At 64.0% G+C, this 22,096-nt stretch carries 20 protein-coding genes and 3 pseudogenes; 13 read left to right on the forward strand and 10 right to left on the reverse strand.

The genetic code is table 11. The features are described from left to right. Positions 1-20 precede the first annotated feature (20 nt). The 5 genes from ACFFFR_RS10595 (at position 21) to pcaDC (ending at position 5,400) form a co-directional block, all read left to right on the forward strand. Positions 21-1,214, forward strand: coding sequence for a 4-hydroxybenzoate 3-monooxygenase (locus tag ACFFFR_RS10595; protein ID WP_377460285.1), 1,194 nt, complete (start codon positions 21-23; stop codon positions 1,212-1,214). A gap of 39 nt (positions 1,215-1,253) precedes the next feature. Then, positions 1,254-2,066, forward strand: a complete 813-nt coding sequence (pcaH, locus tag ACFFFR_RS10600; RefSeq protein ID WP_377460286.1) for a protocatechuate 3,4-dioxygenase subunit beta — start codon at positions 1,254-1,256, stop codon at positions 2,064-2,066. Continuing rightward, on the forward strand, positions 2,059-2,667 hold the full coding sequence (gene pcaG / locus ACFFFR_RS10605) for a protocatechuate 3,4-dioxygenase subunit alpha (protein WP_377460288.1): 609 nt from the start codon (positions 2,059-2,061) through the stop codon (positions 2,665-2,667). Before pcaH ends, pcaG begins: the two co-directional genes overlap by 8 nt. A gap of 97 nt (positions 2,668-2,764) precedes the next feature. Continuing rightward, positions 2,765-4,174, forward strand: coding sequence for a lyase family protein (locus ACFFFR_RS10610; RefSeq protein ID WP_377460289.1), 1,410 nt, complete (start codon positions 2,765-2,767; stop codon positions 4,172-4,174). Beyond that, positions 4,171-5,400: a bifunctional 3-oxoadipate enol-lactonase/4-carboxymuconolactone decarboxylase PcaDC gene (gene pcaDC, locus ACFFFR_RS11915; protein ID WP_446686103.1), complete on the forward strand. Its 1,230-nt coding sequence runs from the start codon at positions 4,171-4,173 to the stop codon at positions 5,398-5,400. The genes ACFFFR_RS10610 and pcaDC overlap by 4 nt, the downstream gene beginning before the upstream one ends. Before the next feature lie 20 nt (positions 5,401-5,420). On the opposite strand, the gene ACFFFR_RS10625 is transcribed toward pcaDC, so the two are convergent. Continuing rightward, positions 5,421-6,071 (reverse strand): alpha/beta fold hydrolase, encoded by a 651-nt coding sequence (locus ACFFFR_RS10625; protein WP_377460291.1) that lies wholly within the window; start codon positions 6,069-6,071, stop codon positions 5,421-5,423. Positions 6,072-6,144: 73 nt separating this feature from the next. Here ACFFFR_RS10625 and ACFFFR_RS10630 point away from each other — a divergent pair, with 73 nt between their 5' ends. Beyond that, positions 6,145-6,675 carry a hypothetical protein gene (locus tag ACFFFR_RS10630; RefSeq protein WP_377460292.1) on the forward strand — a complete coding sequence of 177 codons (531 nt, stop codon included), beginning with the start codon at positions 6,145-6,147 and terminating at the stop codon, positions 6,673-6,675. Positions 6,676-6,732: 57 nt separating this feature from the next. Beyond that, a pseudogene (locus ACFFFR_RS10635) lies at positions 6,733-6,984 on the forward strand (LLM class flavin-dependent oxidoreductase); the annotation flags it as partial. A 37-nt stretch (positions 6,985-7,021) separates the two neighbouring features. Here the strand turns inward: ACFFFR_RS10635 and ACFFFR_RS10640 are convergent. The 8 genes and pseudogenes from ACFFFR_RS10640 to ACFFFR_RS10675 form a co-directional block, all read right to left on the reverse strand. Beyond that, positions 7,022-8,923 carry a heavy metal translocating P-type ATPase gene (locus ACFFFR_RS10640; RefSeq protein ID WP_377460294.1) on the reverse strand — a complete coding sequence of 634 codons (1,902 nt, stop codon included), beginning with the start codon at positions 8,921-8,923 and terminating at the stop codon, positions 7,022-7,024. Then, on the reverse strand, positions 8,920-9,279 hold the full coding sequence (gene cmtR, locus ACFFFR_RS10645) for a Cd(II)/Pb(II)-sensing metalloregulatory transcriptional regulator CmtR (protein ID WP_040158801.1): 360 nt from the start codon (positions 9,277-9,279) through the stop codon (positions 8,920-8,922). Before cmtR ends, ACFFFR_RS10640 begins: the two co-directional genes overlap by 4 nt. A gap of 89 nt (positions 9,280-9,368) precedes the next feature. Beyond that, positions 9,369-10,244, reverse strand: a complete 876-nt coding sequence (locus ACFFFR_RS10650; protein ID WP_052462246.1) for a hypothetical protein — start codon at positions 10,242-10,244, stop codon at positions 9,369-9,371. A 250-nt stretch (positions 10,245-10,494) separates the two neighbouring features. Next, positions 10,495-11,124: pseudogene (locus ACFFFR_RS10655) on the reverse strand (plasmid recombination protein); the annotation flags it as partial. Positions 11,125-11,422: 298 nt separating this feature from the next. Next, positions 11,423-13,645 (reverse strand): RNA helicase, encoded by a 2,223-nt coding sequence (locus ACFFFR_RS10660; RefSeq protein WP_377460297.1) that lies wholly within the window; start codon positions 13,643-13,645, stop codon positions 11,423-11,425. After that, positions 13,642-13,890, reverse strand: coding sequence for a helix-turn-helix domain-containing protein (locus tag ACFFFR_RS10665; protein ID WP_040158807.1), 249 nt, complete (start codon positions 13,888-13,890; stop codon positions 13,642-13,644). The genes ACFFFR_RS10660 and ACFFFR_RS10665 overlap by 4 nt, the downstream gene beginning before the upstream one ends. Then, positions 13,890-14,102: a hypothetical protein gene (locus tag ACFFFR_RS10670; protein WP_040158809.1), complete on the reverse strand. Its 213-nt coding sequence runs from the start codon at positions 14,100-14,102 to the stop codon at positions 13,890-13,892. Before ACFFFR_RS10670 ends, ACFFFR_RS10665 begins: the two co-directional genes overlap by 1 nt. A 182-nt stretch (positions 14,103-14,284) precedes the next feature. Next, positions 14,285-15,721: a recombinase family protein gene (locus ACFFFR_RS10675; protein WP_377460299.1), complete on the reverse strand. Its 1,437-nt coding sequence runs from the start codon at positions 15,719-15,721 to the stop codon at positions 14,285-14,287. A 35-nt stretch (positions 15,722-15,756) separates the two neighbouring features. Here ACFFFR_RS10675 and ACFFFR_RS10680 point away from each other — a divergent pair. From ACFFFR_RS10680 to ACFFFR_RS10700, 5 genes and pseudogenes are all read left to right on the forward strand, one after another. Further along, positions 15,757-16,536 (forward strand): annotated as a pseudogene (locus ACFFFR_RS10680) (LLM class flavin-dependent oxidoreductase); the annotation flags it as partial. Between the two features lie 337 nt (positions 16,537-16,873). Next, positions 16,874-18,064, forward strand: coding sequence for a thiolase family protein (locus ACFFFR_RS10685; RefSeq protein WP_377460301.1), 1,191 nt, complete (start codon positions 16,874-16,876; stop codon positions 18,062-18,064). A 37-nt stretch (positions 18,065-18,101) separates the two neighbouring features. Then, entirely contained in the window at positions 18,102-18,806 is a 705-nt protein-coding gene (locus ACFFFR_RS10690; RefSeq protein WP_377460303.1) for a 3-oxoacid CoA-transferase subunit A, read from the forward strand. A 28-nt stretch (positions 18,807-18,834) separates the two neighbouring features. Continuing rightward, positions 18,835-19,488, forward strand: coding sequence for a 3-oxoacid CoA-transferase subunit B (locus ACFFFR_RS10695; RefSeq protein ID WP_377460305.1), 654 nt, complete (start codon positions 18,835-18,837; stop codon positions 19,486-19,488). Beyond that, positions 19,457-20,275 carry an IclR family transcriptional regulator domain-containing protein gene (locus tag ACFFFR_RS10700; protein WP_377460307.1) on the forward strand — a complete coding sequence of 273 codons (819 nt, stop codon included), beginning with the start codon at positions 19,457-19,459 and terminating at the stop codon, positions 20,273-20,275. The genes ACFFFR_RS10695 and ACFFFR_RS10700 overlap by 32 nt, the downstream gene beginning before the upstream one ends. A gap of 42 nt (positions 20,276-20,317) precedes the next feature. Here ACFFFR_RS10700 and chcB1 read toward each other — a convergent pair whose 3' ends face one another. Continuing rightward, on the reverse strand, positions 20,318-21,097 hold the full coding sequence (chcB1, locus tag ACFFFR_RS10705) for a trans-4-hydroxycyclohexanecarboxylate dehydrogenase (RefSeq protein WP_377460309.1): 780 nt from the start codon (positions 21,095-21,097) through the stop codon (positions 20,318-20,320). A gap of 101 nt (positions 21,098-21,198) precedes the next feature. On the opposite strand from chcB1, the gene ACFFFR_RS10710 reads away from it, so the two are divergent. Then, the gene (locus ACFFFR_RS10710; protein ID WP_377460311.1) at positions 21,199-21,993 is read left to right on the forward strand and encodes an IclR family transcriptional regulator; all 795 of its coding nucleotides are present in this window, start codon (positions 21,199-21,201) and stop codon (positions 21,991-21,993) included. The last annotated feature ends 103 nt before the right edge of the window (positions 21,994-22,096 follow it).

The following is a 22,096-nucleotide window of genomic DNA, read 5'->3' on the forward strand; positions in this document are numbered from 1 at the left end:
ACTTTTCAGGAGCAACCTTCGTGGCACCAACCATTGAGAAAACCCAGGTCGGCATCGTCGGCGGCGGTCCCGCCGGGCTGATGCTCTCCCACTTGCTGTCCCAGCAGGGCATCGAGAACATCGTCATCGAAAAGCGCGATCATGACACCATCGCCAACACCCACCGGGCCGGCATTCTTGAAACCGGTGCCGTGAAGATGCTGACCGAGACCGGCGTGGACTCCCGCGTGAAGACCCGCGGCTACGAGCATGAGGGCATCGACCTTCGTTTTGACGGCGTTTCCCACCGCATCAACTTCAAGGAACTGGTGGACGCCACCGTCTGGCTGTACCCGCAGAACGACGTGTTCGTGGACCTGGCTGCAGCCCGCAAGCGCGACGGCGGCGACGTCCGCTTCTCCTGCGAGGTCACCGAGGTGGCCGACCTGCTCACCGACACCCCGAAGATCCGCTACACGGATAACGCCGGTAATCAGCATGAGATCCAGTGCGACATCCTGGTCGGCACCGACGGTTCGCAGGGCATCTGCAAGTGGTCCATCCCGCAGGAGAAGCGCACCGACAACTTCATCGAGTACCCGTTCGCCTGGTTCGGCATCCTGACCGAGGCCCCGCCGAGCGCACCAGAGTTGATCTACGCCAACTCCCCGCACGGCTTCGCACTGATCTCCCAGCGCAATGAGGAAGTCCAGCGCATGTACTTTCAGTGCGATCCGAACGAGAATGTGGACGACTGGGATGAGGAGCGCATTTGGGCGGAGCTGCAGCGCCGCGTGGACGGCCCGGACGGCTTCCAGCTCAAGCGCGGCCCGATCTTTGAAAAGACTGTGCTGAAGTTCCGCTCGTACGTGTGTGAGCCGATGCGCTACGGCAACATGTTCCTGGCCGGCGATGCCGGGCACACCGTCCCGCCGACCGGCGCCAAGGGCCTGAACCTAGCCTTCGCGGACGTGAAGGTGCTGTTCGATGCCCTGAAGTCCTTCTTCCTAGACGGCAACGATGAGGGGCTGGAGGGCTACTCGGAGAAGGCCCTGAAGCGGGTCTGGAAGGCACAGAACTTCTCCTACTGGATGACCCAGATGCTGCATACCCGCCACGACGCCAACCCGTTCGAAGCCAAGCGCGCCGTCGGCGAGCTGCACACCGTGGTCAGCTCCAAGTACGGGCAGGCCTACTTGGCCGAGTCCTACACCGGCTGGCCGCACGAAGACTAACCCGCCCCCATTTCTGACCATTGAGGAAGGAGCAACATCATGGCAGAAGACAACTTGCCGGTGCTGGACCCACTGGCCTCCAGCGACTCGCAGGAGCAGATCAGCCAAGAGATGGCGGACATCCACGCCGCCTACGAGAAGGCTAAGCAGGCCGATCCGGCTAAGGAGGAGACCCAGCCGCGGGTGAATTTCCCACCGTACCGATCCTCGCTGCTACGCCACCCGACCAAGAACATGCACCACGCGGACCCGGAGACCATCGAGCTGTGGTCGCCGGCCTTCGGACACCGGGATGTGCACGTGCTGGAATCTGACCTGACCATTCAGGGCAACGGCGAACCCATCGGTGAACGCATCAAGATCCGCGGCAAGGTGCTCGACGGCGACGGCCGCCCGGTGCGCGGCCAGCTGATCGAGATCTGGCAGGCCAACGCGGCCGGCCGCTACGTGCACAAGCGGGACCAGCACCCGGCCCCGATTGATCCGAACTTCACCGGCGTCGGCCGCGCTATCACCGGCGATGACGGCTCCTATGAGTTCACCACCATCAAGCCGGCACCGTACCCGTGGAAGAACCACCACAACGCCTGGCGCCCGGCACACGTGCACTTCTCCCTGTTCGGTACCGACTTCACCCAGCGGATGATCACCCAGATGTACTTCCCGGGCGATCCACTGTTCTCGCTGGACCCGATCTACCAGGCGATCACCGACCAAAAGGCGCGCGACCGGCTGGTCGCCAACTACGACCACTCGGTGACCAGCCACGAGTGGAACACCGGCTACCAGTGGGACATCATCCTGACCGGCTCCAACCGGACTTGGATGGAGGACGGAGAAGACCATGACTAACGAAAAGCTTGTGCCCACCCCCGGGCAGACCATCGGCCCGTTCTTCGGCTACGCCCACCCGCACGAGCAGGTCCACCTGCCCTGGTGGGACGGGCAGAACCTGATCCCACCGGGACACCCGAAGGCCGTCCGGCTCACCGGCACCGTCTACGACGGGGCGGGGGAACCGATCCCGGATGCCATGTTGGAGATCTGGCAGGCGGATGAGAACGGTCAGATCGTGCAGAAGGACGGTTCGCTCGTCCGCGACGGCTGGACTTTCACCGGCTGGGGCCGCGGCATCGTGGACAATGTGGGTACCTACAACTTCTCCACCGTGAACCCCGGACCCACCGAAGAGGGCAAGGCGCCGTTCATCGCGATGGTCGTCTTTGCCCGCGGCCTGCTGAACAAGCTGCACACCCGCGTGTACCTGCCGGAGGATGAAGAAGCGCTCGCGAACGATCCCGTGCTGAAGTCATTGGACGAGGATCGCCGCAAGACCCTGATCGCCACCCGCGGCGAGGACGGGTCCCTGCACTTCGATATCCACCTGCAGGGCGAGAAGGAAACCGTGTTCTTCCAGTTCCCGGGCATTGAGTACCCGGAGAACGGTGCCTAAGGAAAACACCGTTTCCGCAACCACCTAGTTTGTCCGCCCACGCTTGCTCCCGTGGGCGGGCATACTAGTGTTAACGACCACACCAGCGACAGGAGAGATGCGAGTGCAGAACGTCGACTACGGAGTTCTCAGCCCGGCCTGGGCGGGCAGCCAGACGGCCGCGCTCTGCTCCGATGCGGCGTTCTGCCAAGCCATGCTTGAGGTCGAACGGGCCTGGTGTCACGTGCTGGCCGAGGAGGGGCTCATCCCCACCGACCACCTCGCCGCGATTGCGGCAGCCGCCAAGGTGGAGCTCTATGATCTGGGCAAGATCGCCGCTGACGCCGTGGGCGGCGGCAACCCGCTGATCCCGCTGCTGAAGGCCTATCGGGACAAGGTCGCCGAGGCCAACCCTGCTGCCGCTGCCTCCATTCATATTGGAGCCACCAGCCAGGACATCATCGACACCGCCCTGATGCTGGTCATCTCTCGCGCCGGCAGCGCGGTGCTCACCACCGTCAAGGCGGCCGCGGTCGCGCTGATCACGCTGGCCCACGAGCACCGGGATACTCCTATGGTCGCCCGATCGCTGACCCAGCATTCGCTACCGGCCACCTTCGGCTGGCGCGTCAGCCACTGGCTGCAAGCACTCGCCCAGGCGGGCCAGCACCTCGAAGAGACTCTGAAGCAAACTGCCCTGCAATGGGGTGGGGCCGCAGGCACGAGGGCTTCGCTGCAGGACTTCCTCGTGCGCTCCGGCAGCACCTCATCCACCGACGAGTTGGCCGCCAAACTGGCCGATCGCCTCGGGCTGCAGAACCCGCTGCCGTGGCAGGCCAACCGGATCCCGATTCTGAACCAAGCCAACGTGTTTGCGCAGCTGGCTGCCGCCTGCGGCAAGATCGCCAACGACGTGCTGATTAGCGTGCGCAGCGAAAACGGCGAACTTGGTGAGCCACTGGCCGAGGGCCGCGGGGTCTCCTCGGCCATGCCGCACAAACAAAACCCGGTGCTGTCAGTGCTGATCAAGAACGGCGCGCTGGCTGCTCCGCAGCTATTGGCTCAGGTCTACACCGGGGCGGTCGCCAACGTGGAGGAGCGCGCCGATGGTGGCTGGCACACCGAGTGGGAGGCGCTGCGCGGGCTCATCCGCACTACGGGCGCGGCCGTGGAGAAGACCCATGAGCTGGTTTCCGGACTGCGCGTCTTCCCCGAGTGGATGGCCGATAACCTGGCCCGTCACGGCGAGCTGCTGGCCACCGAACGGATGGTGGCGCACCTGGCTCCACGGCTGGAGGAATCCGGCCACGTGGGGATCGGCCAAGGCAAGAAGCAGCTGCAGGAGCTGATCTCAAGGTCGCTGACCGACTCAACGCCGCTGAAACCGTTGCTGCTGGCTGAGCTGCCGGCGGGGCTGATCACCGAAGAAGAATTAACCAACTTGCTCGATCCCTCGGCCTACGCCGGGGACGCGACCAAGATTGTTGACGACCTAACCTCGACCTACACCGACTGGAGTCATACATGAGTGCACCAAAGATCGTTGCCGTCCAACTGACCAAAGCCGACGAGAACAAGCCGCTGCTGCTGGTCGGTCCCGGGCTTGGCACCGGGGTCGAAGCCCTCTGGCAGCTCTGCGCTAACGAGCTCGCCGATGATTTCGAGGTAGTTGGCTACGATCTGCCCGGTCACGGACACTCCCCGGCCTCCACCGAGGAGTTCAGCCTTGAGGAGCTCGCCGACTCAGCTGCCGCCATCATCTCCGAACAGGCCGCCTCCGGCCGCACCGTATTTTTTGCCGGGGTCTCCGTCTCGGGCGCGGTCGCCCTCGAACTTGCCCTCAAATACGGCGAGAAGTTTACGGCCGTAGCCGCGGTCTGCTCGGCCGCCAAGCTCGGCACCCCTGAGGCTTGGCAGGAACGCGCCGAACTCGTCGCCAAGGCCGGCACCCCGACCATGGTGACCGGCTCCGCCCAACGTTGGTTCGCGCCGGGTTTCATTGAGAAACATCCGGAGCGTACCACTGGGCTGCTACACACCCTGCAGAACGCTGACCGCTTCGCCTACGCCCACATCTGCCACGGTTTAGCCGGCTATGACGTGCGGGACCGTCTTGGTGAGATTGACATCCCGGTGTTGGCCATCGGCGGAGCCGTGGATCCGGTCTGCCCGCCGCAAGACATCCAGTTCATCTCTAGCAACGTGCCAAACGGTGCCGCCATCATCCTCGATGACGTGGCACACCAAGCACCGCTGGAAAAACCAAAGAAGACTGCCGCTGCGCTTCGCGAAGTGTTCCTCGGCAAACGCGGCGGGGCAGCACAGACGGAGGCGTCCCAGGATGGTGCGGCCCAGAATGGTGCCGCCACCTTGCAGGAGGTCTTTGACAGCGGCATGAAGGTTCGCCGCGAGGTTCTTTCCGACGCGCACGTGGACCGCGCCAATGCCAACAAGGACGAGTTCACCGAGGAATTCCAAGACCTAATCAGCAAATACGCGTGGGGTAGCATTTGGACCCGCCCGGGGCTGGATAAGCGCATGCGTTCGGCCGTCACCTTGACCGCCATGGTCGCAGGCGGCTATTGGGAAGAGCTGGCCATGCACGTCAAGGCCGCTCGACGCAACGGGCTCAGCGTGGATGAGATCAAGGAAATCCTGCTGCAGACCGCCATCTACTGCTCGGTGCCTGCCGCCAATGTGGCGTTCAAGGTGGCCAAAGACGCGCTCGCCGAATACGCCGCCGAGGAAGAATGATTTAGGCGACCGGAACTAGATTATCCGGCGATGAAACTCCCCAGCTCCTTAGCAATAAGGGCTGGGGAGCTTTGATTTAAGGTGTGGCCGCCGTCAGGGATGATGCGGAGCCTTGCATCGGGGATTTCGGTAGCGAGACGGCGCGCTGCCGGAAGATTCGGTCGGTCCCGGGAGCCGCAGAGTACAAGCGTCGGGATGCGAACGTCTGAAAGAGAGGTGCTGAAGTCGACAGTCTTGGCTGCCTTCAAGGCGGCAAGAATCTGTGTCTTGTTCGGGCCGTCCTTTCCGAAAACCTTGGCAGGCAACATCCGCACCAGAGTGCTTTGCAGGGTCATCAGCCACCTTGGTGGTTTCACCTGACCGGCGACCAGCGTCAAGGTACGGAGTCGTTGTGGCGAATCTATGGCGGTTTGCAAGGCAACCATTGCCCCGAGCGACAAGCCGCACAGGTGAGTTTGCGCTACGCCGAGGGAATCCAATTCCTTCCGCACATGGGCAGCAGCCCGGTGCAGTTCGAACGGAGCGGATTCGAGGTCCTGTTCGAGGCTGAGACCGGGGACATTCAGCGCGATTCCCTGCATCCCTGCTGGTAGGTTTTCGATCACGGCATCCCAAGACGCTGGGCTGTCGCCCAAACCATGCAGGAAAAGAACCAACTCTGGATCACTCATGTCCTCCATTTTCGCAGTGAGTTCTGGCGCCGGCACCATGGGTTTTTCGACGGCGAGCCGATAAAGTACACCAATGACCACAGACTGGAAACCTGACTCCGCGGTGACCTGCGAGACCTTCGTGCTGAAGACTGATGGGGTGGGCGATCTTGACGACTTCAGCGCAAACTACAGCAAATACTTGATCTCCACGATCGATGAGCCCAAAGAGGCCGCACAGGCGTGGCGGAAACAGGCTCAGAAGCACCCAGTCGAGGGGCGAGTCTCACTGCGCTTGGGTGAGCAGGAGTTGGCACCAGCTACTCTGTGGTGTGACTTAGAAGGTTTCTGGTTGGCGATCATTGAAACAGCCGATGCCCACTTGAAAGGCGGTGCCGGTGAAGCGGAACTCTCCGACCAGCCGGTGGTCGTGTCACTGCGTTCAAAAGGCACCCTCGCCGAATTTCGAATCCTTGACAGCGCCGCCGTTGTCGAACCGGAACCCTTCCTGCAGTCGCTCTTGGCTGGTGCAGATAACTTCTATGCATGGGTTGAAGAACACATTGGTGGAATTGCACCCGAGGTACGGAAGAACATCGCTGAGCTCTCCCAACAACGCCACTAGTCGCCTCACGTAAGTCAGCTCAGGAATACCCCAAAGTAGGCGACGGTTGATCTGAGTATGAGCAAGAAGATCGGGTTCCTGTCCTTCGGACACTGGACGCCGCACCACAGTTCCCAGACCCGCAGCGCAGCGGACACCCTGCTGCAGAGCATCGACTTGGCGGTGGCCGCCGAAGAGCTCGGCGCAGATGGCGCTTACTTCCGGGTCCATCACTTCGCCCGCCAACTGGGTGCGCCCTTCCCGTTGCTTGCGGCAGTGGGAGCTAAGACGAACCGGATCGAAATCGGCACTGGAGTCATCGACATGCGGTAGCGCATATCGGAGTTATAGCACTCGATGATCCCTCCTACTTCCTCGTCCTGGCGGCGCGGAGCCCGTTGAGGATCACTATCACCTCGGCGATCTCATGCACGAGCACCACCGCTGCGAGGCCGAGTACGCCGAACAGGGCGAGCGGCAGCAGGGCGGTGATGATCAGCAGGGACAGGATGATGTTCTGGTTGATGATGTGCCTGCCGCGGCGGGCGTGGTCGAACGCCCGCGGGAGGAGCCGCAGGTCGTGGCCGGTGAAGGCGACGTCAGCGGACTCGATCGCGGCATCGGAGCCGGTCGCGCCCATCGCGATGCCGATGTCCGCGGCCGCCAGGGCGGGGGCGTCGTTGATGCCGTCGCCGATCATCGCGACCGAGCCGTGCCTGCCCAGCTCGCTGATCGCGGCGGCCTTGTCCTCGGGACGCAGCTCGGCGCGCACGTCCCCGATCCCGGCCTGCGCGGCCAGCGCGCGGGCGGTGCGGGCGTTGTCGCCGGTGAGCATGGTCATCCCGACGCCCTGGGCCGCGAGGGTGCGCACGACCTCTGGGACCTCGGGGCGCAGCTCGTCGCGGACCCCGATCGCGGCGACCGGGACCCCGTCGAGGTGCACAATGACGACGGTCATGCCCTGCTCCTCCAGGCCCGCGACCTGGTCCTTGAGCGTCCCCGAGTCCAGCCAGCGAGGGCTGCCGACGGTGACCCGGGCCCCGTCGAGGGTGCCTTCGATGCCGTGCCCGGCCTGCTCGGTGACGTCCGGGGCGGCGGGGGCTCCGGGTGCGGCGGCGGTGATCGCGGCGGCCAGCGGGTGGGTGCTGTGCTGCTCCAGGGATGCCGCCCAGGCCAGGGCCTGCGCCTCGGTCACGCCGTCGGCGGTGAGGACGGCGGTGACGGCGGGCTCGTTGCGGGTGAGGGTGCCGGTCTTGTCGACGGCGACGTGGCGGATCACGCCGAAGCGCTCGAACACGGCACCGGACTTGATGATCACGCCGAACCGGCTCGCCGAGCCGATCGCGGCGACGACGGTGAGCGGGACGGAGATCGCCAGCGCGCACGGCGACGCGGCGACGAGCACCACGAGGGCGCGGGTGATCCACAGCTCCGGGTCGCCGAGCAGCGAGCCGATGATCGCGATGAGAGCGGCGAGGATCAGCACGCCGGGCACGAGGGGTCGGGCGATCCGGTCGGCCAGCCGAGCGCGGTCTCCCTTCTCGGCCTGCGCCTGCTCGACCAGCTCCACGATCGTGGTCAGCGAGTTGTCCGTACCCGCCGCGGTCGCCTCGACCTCCAGGGCACCGGCGGTGTTGATCGCCCCGGCCGACACCGCGTCGCCGGGCTCGACCTCGACCGGGATCGACTCGCCGGTGATCGCGGAGGTATCCAGGCTCGACCGACCTGTGCGGACGATGCCGTCGGTCGCGATCCGCTCACCGGGGCGCACCAGCATGAGCTGCCCGACCTGGAGGTCCTTCGCGGCGACCTCCACGGGCGCGCCGTCCCGCCGGATGGTCGCGGTCTCCGGGACGAGCTTGAGGAGAGCCCGCAGCCCGCCGCGGGCGCGGTCCATGGCCTTGTCCTCCAGCGCTTCGGCGATGGAGTACAGGAACGCCAAGGCGGCGGCCTCCTCGACGTAGCCGAGGATCACCGCGCCGACCGCGCTGATCGTCATCAGCAGGCCGATGCCCAGCTTGCCCTTGATCAGCTTGCGGATCGCGCCCGGGGTGAACGTCGACGCGCCCAGCAGCAGGCCGATCCAGAACGCCACCAGCGCCGGGACCTCCGCCCCTGTCCATTCCAGGACCAGGCCCGTGCCGAAGGCGACGCCGGAGAGCACCGGGACCATGATCCCGCGGTCACGCCACCACGGACGCTCCTGCTCCTCATCGGCTTCCTCGCCGACCCGGGTCTCCGGCTCGTCGCAGCCGCACGCCGCGCTCACGCGCCCGCTCCCGTCCCGCAGCAGCCCGGCACAGTGCACGCGGCGTCCAAGCACGGCGCGTGCTCGTCCACGGCCAGCGTCACGTCCACCAGCGCCGTGAGCGCCGCCGCGAGGTGCGGGTCGGCGATCTCGTAGCGCGTCTGCCGACCCTCGGGCTCGGCGACCACGATCCCGCAGTCGCGAAGACAGGTCAGGTGGTTCGACACGTTCGAACGCGTCAGCTCCAGCTCGCGCGAGAGCACGGCCGGGTAGCTCGGCCCGTCCAGCAGGGTCATCAGGATCCGGGAGCGCGTCGGGTCCGCCATGGCCCGGCCCAGCCGGTTCATGACGTCGAGGCGAGAAGCAATAGTCAGCATGCACTGAACTATACAGTAGTGGCTGACCTATTGTCACTCTGGGGAGTTCTGCCGCACGCGCTCCGCGCGCTTGCCCTCGGGAGCTGGGGTCACCTCCGCCAGCGGGGCCATGACGGCATCCCGCGGCCCTTCCACGTCTCCGCGAGGCCGACGACCCAGCGGGCGGAGGCGAAGAGGGCGTAGCCGGCCCCGGCGAGGCCAGCGCCGACTACGAGCCACCGCCCGATGCCGAGCCACACGCTCCCGTCCACGTCCAGCGCCCACTGAGCACCCGTGATGAGGCCCGCTGCGGCCATCCAGACGCCCGCGACCAGCATCGCGAGCGGCACGAGCGCGAGGAGCATCGCGGCGGCGGCGCTCCAGAGCTGGCGCGCCTCAACCTTCGCTGTCGCGGCGATGATCCGCTCGGCCCGCTCGTTCGCGGCGTCGAGGTTCGCCGTCATCGTGGTCGAGGCATCCCCGGCGACCTGCTCGACGGCCTTCTGCACGCGCTCCTCGGTGCGCTTCTCGATCCGCTGCACCGCACCGCCGACCTGGCTCACGAGCTTCTGGTTCGCCGCGGCCTGCACCTTGAGCCCGTCAATCGCCGAGGCCGTAGCCGCGCGATTCTTCTGCGCCTCCGCGACCAAGCTCTGCGACGCGGCGCTCAAACGCTTCCCGTCGAGACTCTGCGCGAACTCGCCGAGCGTGCTCTCGATCTCGCTCAGCCTGCTCTCGACGCTCGCGATCTGCGGCGACGTGCTGGCGGACGGCTGCGAGATCGACGCCCGGTCGATCCGCTTCGTCAGCTCCTCGTCCATGATCTTCTGATGCCCGGTGAGGTCCCTCACGGCCTTCGTCAGCGTCGTGAGCTGCTGCTCGACGGCGGCGTGCTTCGAGACCAACGTCTCCAGCATCTCCGTAGTCCGCTGCTGCTCGATCTTCTCCGTCGCCCTCGCCGTGGCCATCGCGGTGATGCTGTCCATGTCCCTGCTCCTCCTGCGCGCGGATGCGCTGCTCGATCTCGTTCGTGTACTCGTCCAGCACCTGGCCGAACGCCTCTGGGTGCTGCTGCTCGAAGAACTGGCCGAAGTCCGACTGTTCGACCTGCTCGCGGACCGTGGCGAGGTGCTGCGCGGCCTCAGCGGCCCGTTCGCGGGCCTGGTCAACCTTCTTGGCGAACTCCTCGCTGCTCAGGTGCTCCTTCGAGCGCTTGGTGACCTTGAACTCGACGTCGTACCCGGCATCGGCCAGCGCCTGGCGGTGCGCCTTGTGCTGGCGCTGGAGATCGCCGGGACCCTTGAAAGAGTCCTTCTGGCTCAGCCTCCCGTCCTCCGTCACCGGGGTGAACAGGAGCTGGAGTTGAGGATTCGTCTCATCCATATGCACGGAGTAGCCCGGAAGGTTCTGCTGCCCGAACTCCTGGGCGGCCCAGTCGAGCTGCGTGCCGATGTACTGCTCTGCTTCGGCGTTCAGACCGTCCTCGCGCCAGTCCGGGTTGTGCTCGGCGAACCACTTCGGATCGAGCTGCAAGACGAGGGGGCGCATCGCCACCGCGTCGGCCTTGATCTTCTTCTCGACCGTCGCCAGGCGCGCGTCCAGATAGTCCGTCAGCTCTGCCGACGGCGGCCGGTCGTTGCCCTTCTCGTCCTGCGTCACGACCGGGGCACGCCAACCTCCGTTGCCGTCGTTGACCATCGTGATGTTCATCGACGTGCGCGCCGGATCGATGTTCGGGTTCCGCTGAGCGAAGGAGAACCCCGCGGCCTGATCCGCATCGCGGGCGATGTGGCGAACGAAGTTCGTCGCGTGAGCGCCTGACGCCTTGACCTTGTGGCTCGCGTCAAAAGTTGCCGTGTAGCTCATCGCGCACCTCCCGATGATCCGACGCCCGCCGCTGCGCGACGTGCCCCGGAGCCTCCGGCGGCACTCCCGTGGGGCCTTCCGTTCCGGAGGTCATCGCCCCTCCACATCTGGGACCCTGCGCCCTGATGTGGAGCCTCTGCGACAACCTCCGGAACGGAAGGTGTAGCCCCATACACCTTTCCGCTGCGCTCCAAGGTTCCCGGGGCCCTCCGGGGGCCGCTGCGCGGGCATGCAGCCCGATCCTCCAGCGCTCCACCGGAGCCCTGACGAATCGGCTGCGGCTGGCCGTCGAAGGTACTCATCGTGCACCTCCCACGACCAGCAGGCCGCCGTTCGCGCGGAGCCGCGCGACCTTCCGCTCAAGCTCGGCCTGACGGTGGGCCTCCGCCGCCGCTTCGCGCTCGGCCTCGCGCTGGCGCATCTCCGCCATCGCCGCCTCGGCATCCGTGCGGATCGGGCAGGACTCGGTGTGGTCCAGGGCGTAGCCCTGCCACTCGTCGCAGATGCAGCGATCGCGGGGGCTCGGCTCACTCGGTGCAACTGCGACCTCGACGGAACTCTGCGGGATTGGCTGCCCGACCCCGGCGAACTCCGCGAACAGATCGTCCGCGTCAATCGCGTCCAGCTCAGGGCATGCGATCCGGTCGTGCTGCTCCACGATCGGCGCGACCGTGCGCGCCTCGATCGCACCGCGAACGCGCTCCCGCTCGGCGGTGTCCTTGATCGCCTTGCACTTGCGTGCCAGCAGCTCCAGGTCCTGGCGCATGTGCTCGTACCGCTCGTAGCTCTGGTACTCGCGGGTGCCGTTGAGCACGCCGGAGTTCACGAAGATCGAGAACTCACGCTCGGCCACCGGGATGATCACCGGGAAGCGGCGGAACCCCTGCCCGAGGTTCTCCGCATGGTGCTTGACCCGAACTCCGCCCTGCATCGACTCGTACTCGCCCGCCAAGCCCCGGAGGAACTCCTCGTAACCCTCAGGCCCCGTCACAATGTTCACCCGGTTGAGCAGCTGCGTCTTGGACCCCTTGATGTTCACGACCGGCTTCTCGTCCGGCTCGCGCCACGGGCCGAGAATGCGGAAGAGCATTCCCCGGCTCTTCGCCGTGCGGATCATGTCGCCGACGCGCATGTCCTCCCAGATCACGACCGGCTCGCCGTCGTATCCCTCCCACGAGACGTTCTCGCCGCCGACCTTGAAGTACGGTTTGTCCGCGTCCGGGGCCAGGGCGCGAGCGAGCGCCTTCGCGAGCAGGTCCTTGCCCGTGCCGCCCTCGCCGAACACGTAGAAGTTCATGACCGACTCCGGCGCGTCCTGGTGCGAGAGGAAGTCGCCGCGCAGCTTCTGAAAATGCGCCAGGTTGCCCTTCGCAAAGTAGATCGCAGGCTCCTGATCACGGACCTGCTTCAGCGTCAGCGAACCCTTGCCCACGGCCTGGAAGAGCTTGCTCAGCTTCGCGCTGCCGCCGCCCTCCGCGGCGGTGCGGCGCATCGCCATGTGCGCGTCCAGCTCCCGGCCGAAATCGAAGTTCGCGACGATCCGCCCGCGCCCGTACTGGTACTTGCCGGGCTTGCCCTCCTGCGTCTTGTCCACGAGGTAGTGCCGATCCGACTGGTGGATGCCGGGGGTTGCGTCCCTCCCGCGCGATTCGTGCGGCAGGTACTCGGCGAGGTCGAAAAACGCCTTCTCCGCAGCGCCTCGGCCCTTGTGCTCGGTGCCGTCCTGCTCCGCGGTCTCCTTCGGCGGCTTCACCCGCGCCGAAGGGATCGAGAAGGCATCGGAGACCGTGCGGATCGTGGGGCGCGGACCGTCCGCATCGGCGACCCACAGCACCATGTGCGCGTGCAGGCCCTTGATTCCGCAGCACACCGTCTCGCCGGTGCCCTCGTCCACCTCGACCAGGCGGTCGTACGGGTGCCACACGTAGGCCCAGCGGTGGAGGCGATCGCCCAGCGCCGCGAGGCCCTCGTCGATCTGCTCCTGCGTGAGCATGACCTCGCCGGTCTCCGGGTGCTCCCGGTACTGCATCACCGAGAACACGCGCGACTGCATCCGTGCGCGCTTCACCTGCTCCGAGCTCTCCGCAGCCTTCGCCCGGGCGAAAAAATCCTTCGCCTCGGCGACCTGCGCGGGCGTGGATTCGACCACGAACGCCTCAACCTCATCACCGGGATCGGCCCCCGGCACGTCCATCTCGGCGAAGTCCACGGGTGTAGCCGAAGTAGGCGCCTGTGCAGCCGTTTCTGAAACGGATGCGCGGCCACCCAAGGAAGGCCGCGCATGAATTGCGGCGGTAGATCCCAGGTCAGAGCTGAGATCGGCGGTCGTGTCGGAGCCAGCGGAATCGCTCTGTGCAGCCGTATAGCCGTTTTCTTCGAGAAGGTCCTCGACGGCGAGAACCGTGTTCGCGACATTCGGATCGACGACGGGCAGCCCGCCTTCGGCGGGTGCCAGGCCAGGCCCTCCGGGCGGGGTCAGGTCGGCGGACACGAGGGCGCTTGTGCGTTCGGCGGCGTTCATCGGGCACCGCCCTTGCGGTAGCGCTTGATGACGGCCTGGTGCGTGACGCCGAGGGCGTCGCCGATCTTGGCCCAGGTCACACCGTCGGCGCGGGCATCGGCGACGGCGATCTCGACGGCCTCCTCCAGCACGGAGCGGAGCACACCGAGGTCGTAGAGGTGCGCCTCGCTGTCGGCGAGGGCGGGATCGCCCAGACGCCAGCGGAAGCCGTTCACGTAGTCGAAAGCGGTGGAGTTGGCGCTCATCAGCGATCACCGCCCATCACAGCGGCGACCGCGGCGCGCTGGCGCGGGGTCAGCGGCGTGCGGGCCAGGCGCTCACCAGCTCGGCGACCGGCGGCGAGGGCGGCAGCGATGACGGGATCGAGCCCATCAGCCTGCGGAACGGGGTTCAGGTCCTGGTCGAGCCCAGGACGGTCCAGCGCAGATGCGCGGGGAGCGTCGATAACGACAGACATCGGAAGTCCTCAAACATGAGTGTGCTTCCGGTTCCCCGCCACGTTCGTTGGGCTGTTTGACCGGCTACTCATCCGGGAGCAGAACCCCGCGCTTCTAAGTCGCGGCCCCGGTGGGATCTTCTTGTCTGCAACTATTCTCCCACGACTCGACTCACCGGTCCACTGACGAGTCGACTCGCGTGTCAGTCGCGACGAGGCTCTATTCGAATGAGGTCGGGGTCGAACTTCACGTGACCCGGCGCGATGGGCTCGATTGTCACCGTCACCAGCTCGTCCACGAGCATCCGGCGACGGTCCACGTCCAACTCCTTCCACTTCGACTCGACCACCTCGCGGCGCTCCGCGGTGCCGACCAGCTCGTCCACGTCCGCGAGCAGCTTCGCCGCCACCGACACCGATCGGTCGAGCAGCTCCGCGTCGATCTCGTCGATGCGAGCCTTCACGTCGTTGATCGCCGCGGTGATCTCCAGCACGGGCTGGTGGATGTCGCGCAGCAGCGGGCTCAGCTCCTTGACGCGCTCGACCAGGGCGTTCCGCTCGCTCAGCAGCTCTTCGCGGTCCGGCCCAGCATCTTCCTGCGGCATCACGAGGTCGTGCACGTCCACCGAGGACAGTCGGGTGAGCACCGCCTCTGTGACCATCGCATCGACGGGCTCGCGCTGGCGGGTGAGGTGGAACTGCTCACCGCAGCGGTACGTCGGCTGCTTGCGGCTGTTCGTCCCCGAGACGAGCGTCGCGCCGCACTTCCCGCACAGCCCGATCGTGGACAGGAGGTACTTCGGTTGGTTGCCCTGCCTCGCCGACCTCCGCACGTTGTCCTCCAGCTTCGCCACCGCAGCCCGCCATGTCTGTTCGCTGACGATGGGCGGGAACCCCGCGCCCCGCACCGGGTACAGCTCGCCCGAGGCGTAGTGCTTGATGTAGCCAGCGTAGAGCGGGTTCGCCAGCAGGTACCGCACGGCATCGACGGAGAACTCCGCCCCGCGCGCGGTCAGATGACCGGCGTTGTTCAGGTCCTCGCGGATGCGCCGGATCGACAGCGACGGCTCGCCGAGGAACGCGTCGAAGGCCCACCGAATCGCGTCGGCCTCCTCCTCGATCAGCTCGCCCTCCCTTGTCCAGCCGAACGCCTTCCAGGTGGACGCCGGTATGCCCTCGGCGCGGCGGCGCTCGTTCGACCTGATCTGACGCTCGGCCTTGCGACGCGCCTCGAACCGCGCGAGAGCGGCGAGCATCGTCGCCCGGAACTCTCCGTCCGCCGTCGAGAGGTCGATCTCGCCGTCCACGGTGACGACCCGCAGACCGAGGTCGATCAGCGTGTTCAAGTCCTTCGTGCTGCGCAGCAACCGGTCCATGTCCACCGCGACGACCATCGAGAACCGACCCGCCCGGGCGTCATCCAGCATCTCGGCCCACCGGGTGCCAGCGCGGCGCTTCTTCGTCGCCGAGACCGCGTTGTCGTCGTAGACCTCGACGACCTCCCAGTCCTTCGCCTCGGCCAGCGCCCTGATCTTCCGCAACTGGGTCTCGACCGTCCACCGGTCGCCCTTGCGATCCATCGAAGCGCGGACGTACGCGGCGACCTCGTTCGTCTTCCTCAGCGATACCAGTTCAACCATGCAACCAAGCTTACGTGAACGGGTGTTGTAACCCTGACATGTGCTACGAGAATCCGCTGGCGTTTGCTGAGAATGCTGCCGCCGCAGACTTGATTGCTGGCGGACGTCTCCAACTAGGTATCAGCCGCGGCTCACCGGAGCAGGTCATCGACGGGTGGCGCTACTTTGGCTTCCAGCCGGCTGAGGAGGAGAACGATCAAGATATGGCGCGGCGTCACGCGCTGATCGCGTTGCGGATGTTGACTGGTGAACAGTTCGCCGAACCGAATCCGCGTCCCATGTTCCCGAACCCGCCAGGGTTGTTGCGCATCGAACCGTACTCGGACGGCTTGCGCGAACGCATCTGGTGGGGTGCTGGCTCTGACGCTACAGCCGTCTGGGCGGCTAAACACGGGATGAACCTGATGTCCTCCACCCTGAAAGATGACGAGACAGGGGAGCCGTTCCACATTCAGCAGGCCAAGCAGATCCGGGCCTATCGTGAAGAGTTCGCCAAGCACGACCACGGGTTCGAACCGCGGGTCTCCGTATCCCGGTCGATCTTTGCCATCACCAATGATCAAGACCGCCGCTACTTCCTTGGTTCCGGCGATCGAGAGGACCAGTTTGGCGTCATCGATTCCACACGGTCAGTGTTTGGGCGGTCGTACGCGGATGAGCCCGATGCGCTGGTGGAGCAACTTCGTCAAGATGAAGCGATCGCCGAGGCTGACACTCTGCTGTTGACGGTTCCGAATCAGCTCGGTGTGGACTACAACGCCCACGTGATCGAGTCGATCCTGACGCACGTAGCTCCCGCTCTTGGGTGGCGGTAATTAGAGCCACGAACGGTACGAACAACGAAGAACCCGCTCACCTTTTGGGTTGAGCGGGTCCGAATGTTGAAGCCATCTTACCGGGTTATGGCGCGTCTGGTCGAGCTTTCTCCAGTACCTCGCGCAGTTCTCTACTGAGTGAGTTTTTCTCACAAACCACGTGCTCCAGAGCGAGTTCCGAGTGTCTCCTTTTCTTCGTAGGTAAGAAACTGTCCTGTCGCGACAAGTGGCCTGCGATCTAGTCAAGAATCTTCCTGCCCGCTACACTAGAAGTGTCACTAAGAGAACAAGCGTTCGTACAGCGAACATGTGAGCTAGAAGGTTGGGAGACTAGCTGGTGCAAGAGGCATATATTTACGACTCCGTCCGGACGCCATTCGGCAAACTTGGTGGGGCGCTCGCGGGCGTTCGTCCAGACGACATGGCCGCCCACGTCTTGAAGACACTGGTCGAGCGCTACCCAAACCTAGATATCGAGAAGATTGACGAAGTGAGCTTCGGCAATGCCAACGGTGCCGGTGAAGAAAACCGTAATGTTGGCCGCATGGCCCTGCTGTTGGCGGGTTTGCCGGTCTCCATCCCCGCAAACACCATTAACCGACTCTGCGGCTCGTCCTTGGATGCCGCAATTTCCGCTTCCCGGCAGATCAACACCAACGAGGCCGACTTGATGCTCATCGGCGGTACCGAGTCCATGTCCCGGGCACCCTGGGTGACGCTGAAGACCGAGCGCCCCTACCCGGTGGGAGACATGGTCATGGCCTCCACCACCCTTGGCTGGCGACTGGTCAACAAAAACATGCCGAAAGAGTGGACCGTCTCCCTGGGTGAGGCCACCGAACAGCTGGTTGATAAGCACAAGGTCTCCCGCGAACGCCAAGACGAATTCGCCGCCCGCTCCCACCAGCTCGCCGCCAAGGCCTGGGCCGACGGCCACTACGACGACCTCGTCGCTCCACTGGCGGACACCGATTTACAGCAGGACCAGACGATCCGCGCTGACTCGACCGCCGAGACCCTTGCCGGTCTGCGCACCGTGTTCCGCAAAGAGAACGGCACCGTCACCGCGGGCAACGCTTCGCCGATGAATGATGGTGCCTCCGCGGCCATCCTCGGCTCCGCCAAGGCCGCAGACCTGCTCGGCGCCCAACCATTGGCCCGCATCGCCGGACGCGGTGCAGCCGCCAACGAACCCCAATTCTTCGGCGAGGCGCCAGTCGAGTCCGCCAACATCGCCCTGAAGCGCGCCGGCATCAGCTGGGAAGACGTCGGCGCAGTCGAACTCAACGAGGCCTTTGCCGCACAGTCGCTGGTCTGCCTCGACGCGTGGGGTGTGGACCACTCCATCGTTAACGCCTGGGGCGGCGCCATCGCGCTGGGTCACCCGCTGGGCGCCTCCGGCACCCGCGTCCTGGGCACCCTTGCCGCGCGGCTGAAGGCCGAAAACCAGCGCTGGGGTGTCGCCAGCCTGTGCATCGGCGTAGGCCAGGGCCTAGCCGTGGTGCTGGAAAACGAAGACGCCCGCTAACAAGCTTTGCTCAACAGATCGAAGGAAAACACCCACCATGTCAAAATTTGTTCAGACCGCCGCAGAAGCGGTCGCCAACATCAAGAACGGCTCCTGCGTGCTCATCGGCGGCTTCGGCAACGCCGGCCAGCCCATGGAACTGATCGATGCACTGATGGACTCCGGCGCCACTGACCTGACCGTGGTCAACAACAACGCCGGTCAGGCCGACGCCGGCCTAGCGCTGCTGATTAAGGAACGCCGGGTCAAGAAGATCATCTGCTCGTTCCCGCGCCAGTCCGACTCCTGGCACTTTGACGAGGCCTACCGCGCCGGCGAGATCGAACTTGAGCTAGTCCCACAGGGCAACCTCGCCGAGCGACTGCGTGCCGCCGGTGCGGGCATCGGCGCCTTCTTCACCCCGACCGGCTATGGCACCACTCTGGCCGAGGGCAAGGAGACCCGGGAGATCAACGGCCGCAACTACGTGCTGGAATACCCCATCTACGGTGACGTCGCCCTGATCAAGGCACTCACCGCAGACGAGAAGGGCAATCTGGTCTACCGCAAGACCGCACGCAACTTCGGTCCCATCATGGCCGCCGCCGCGACCCAGACCATCGTCCAGGTGGACAACGTGGTGCCAACCGGCTCGCTTGATCCGGAGAACATCGTCACCCCGAGCATCTACACCGATGTGATCGTGCAGATCGCCACCGAGTCCGGGGCCAAGGCCCGCGCCGAAGAAGCCGCCAAGAACTAGGCCAGAAGCTGTAGGGAGAAACCACACCATGAAACGCGCAGAAACCGTAGACCGCAACACTCTGGCCCAGATCGTCGCCGCTGACATTGAGCCTGGCTCCTTCGTCAACCTCGGCATTGGCCAGCCAACCCTGGTCTCCAACTACCTCACCGAGGAGCAGGACATCACCCTGCACACCGAGAACGGCATGCTGGGCATGGGCCCGGTCGCCGAAGGCGAGGACATTGACGAGGACCTCATCAACGCCGGCAAGATCCCGGTCACCGAGACTCCGGGCGCCAGCTACTTCCACCACGCCGACTCCTTCGCCATGATGCGCGGCGGCCACCTAGACGTCTGTGTGTTGGGGGCCTTCCAAGTCTCCGCCAATGGCGATCTGGCCAACTGGCACACCGGCGCCCCGGACGCCATCCCGGCCGTCGGCGGTGCCATGGACTTGGCCATCGGGGCCAAGGACGTGTACGTCATGATGAATCTGTTCACCAAGGACGGCCAGCCCAAACTGGTCAAGGAATGCACCTACCCGCTCACCGGCATCGGCTGTGTTTCCCGGGTCTACACCGACCACGGCGTGTTCGAGCTGGCCGACGGTAAAGTCACGGTGCGTGATATCTTCGGCATCAGCTTTGAAGACCTCGCCGCAAAGATGGATGTTGAACTCGTTGACGGAACCGACGCCTAAACCAGCCCCAAAGACCCCGGGCGAAGAGAGCTCGCTCTTCGTGCAGTCCTTCGCCCGCGGGCTGGAGGTCATCGAGGCCTTCCAACCCGGTAGCGGCGCCATGACCCTCACCGAGGTCTCCGCCGCAACAGGGTATTCCCGGGCCACAGTGCGCCGGTTCCTGCACACGCTAGTGCACCTAGGCTACATGCGCACGGACGGGAAAACCTTCAGCCTGACCCCGCGGGTCATGCAACTGGGCTACGCCTACCTAGCATCCCAGTCGCTGCCGGATGTGTTGGAGCCGATCCTGTCCGATCTGTCCACCGAGCTAGGAGAGTCCACCTCCGCCTCCGTATTGGATGGCACCGACGTGGTCTACATCGCCCGGCAGCAAACCCGCCGCATCATGCACGTGGCCATCACGGTGGGCACCCGCTTCCCGGCCTACGCCACCTCCATGGGACGGGTGCTGTTGGCAGGGCTGACGGAGCAAGAACTCCAGGCCTACTTTGCCCAAGTCGAGTTTGTTCCGCTGACGCCGCGGACCACGATCGATGAGGAATCCTTGCGCGCAGAACTTGTCCAGATCCGTCAGCAGGGCTGGTGCCTAGTCGATCAGGAGCTGGAGATCGGGCTGCGCTCATTGGCGGTACCCGTGCGCAACCGCGCCGGTGAGGTCATCGCGGCGATCAACACCTCCATGTCCACCCACCTTGATCCGGAAGGCAAAGACCTTTCCGAACGGATTGAAGAAGTCTTGCCCAAGCTGCAGGCAGCCGGGAAGCAGGCCGGTATGGCCTCCTAGAAATCTTGTCAGGTGGGCTAGAAAGTACTGCCTGTAAGTTTTCTAGCTAGTTTGCCGTAAGTGATTCCCAGCTGTTTCTCCGCCATCGATAGCTATTGACGCTCCCGTGATGAATCTTGACTCGTCGGAGATCAGGAACAAAACTAGGGAGCTCACGTCCCGGACATCACCGGGGTGACCTAGCGGTATCTGGCCAAAGCCTCTCTCCAAGTGCGCGTTGAGTGGAGTTTCAATGCTCCCCGGATGAATCGAGTTAACCCTTATGCCATCTGCGGCAAAATCCATGGCAGAAGTCTTGGTCAAACCAAGTACGCCCCACTTGGCGGCAGAGTAGGCGGCTCTGTCTTTGAATCCGGTAAGGCCTGCGATGGATGAGACATTGACGATCGATGAATGTCCTTGTTTTCGTAGGTACGGGATGCTGGCTTTCATGCCCAGATAGGTTCCGGTTAGGTCGATTTCGATGGTTCTGTTCCAATCTTCCAATGTCGCTTTTTCTGCATTTCCCGGAGTGAAAATGCCAGCGTTGTTGATGAGTCCATCGAGTTTGCCAAAGGCATCGATAGTTGTCTCAACGGTTTCCGTCCAGGACTTGAAGCTAGTGACATCGAGTTCACAATAGACTGCGATTTCATCACCGCTCGCGTGGTTGATCTCAGAAACAAGGTCGCGAGCAGGCTGTTTCTGAATGTCAGCGACCACAACACGGGCGCCTTCACTCGCAAGGGTCTTAGCATGTGATGCCCCCATGCCCTGAGCGGCTCCTGAAATCAGCACTACTTTGCCGGAAACTCGATTGATTGGAAGATTGCGCGTATTCATGTTGGCAACAGTAGAAACCGTTTCGACTGAGCATAAGATGGCGTTCCGTTCATCGGTATGATCTAAGTCATAATGGAACGTTATTTAGTGGGAGCAACTGTATGGCGAATTCACCATCGGGCGAATCAGTGATTCACCGTGTTGTCCGAATCCTTGCAGCATTCAAGGACGAAAATCCCTCTCTTAGTCTGAGGCAACTTGCCAGGCTAGCGGACCTACCAGTTTCGACTGTTCACCGATTGGTAGGTGAGTTAGAAATAGAAGGATTGCTAGTACGAGACGACCAGAAAATGCTCAGACATGGTCATCGACTGTGGGAAATTGCTTCGCGAGGATCCAGAGCTTCGTCCTTACGCGAAGCGGCGTTGCCGCACATGGAAGACCTTGTGAACCAAACCGGAAGTCACGTTTCGTTAGGTGTAATTGAGGGCACTGATGTGTTGTACTTGGAGCGCTTGGCTGTTGATGATTCCACTGTAAACATTACGAAGATTGCGGGCAGGCTCCCGGTGCATGGCTGCTCAGCAGGACTAATCTATATGGCCTTTGCGCCAGATTCAGAGAGAGAGCTTTTCCTAAGTCGCAGGCTTGAAAAGCTTACTCCCGATACGGTGGTTGAACCGGCGGAGCTCCGCGCACTGCTGGCCAAGGCTAGGGAGCGCGGTTTCATATCCATGGGTGGGATCATTGTTCCCGAATCAAGTGGTATCTCAGTTCCAATTTTCGGAGCTGAAGGTCAAGTGCTTGCGATGTTGACATTGATTCTCGGACGAGGTGATGAAAATCTTCCCTCGAACTTGCCCCAATTGACTTTCGCATCCAGGGCAATTTCTCGACGCCTAGGGTATGAGCCAGACGCAAGAGGTATTAGGCGGAGGAGTGCGCCGCTTGTATAGGCGTAGAGGTGCCGGGATAAGCGCAATTATGTTCCGATGAACAGAACATCCTATTCGACTAGATAGTGATTCCTGTCACGATCGTTTGCAATCAACCAGTTGC

Source organism: Micrococcoides hystricis (assembly GCF_042434215.1).
GTDB lineage: Bacteria > Actinomycetota > Actinomycetes > Actinomycetales > Micrococcaceae > Micrococcoides > Micrococcoides hystricis.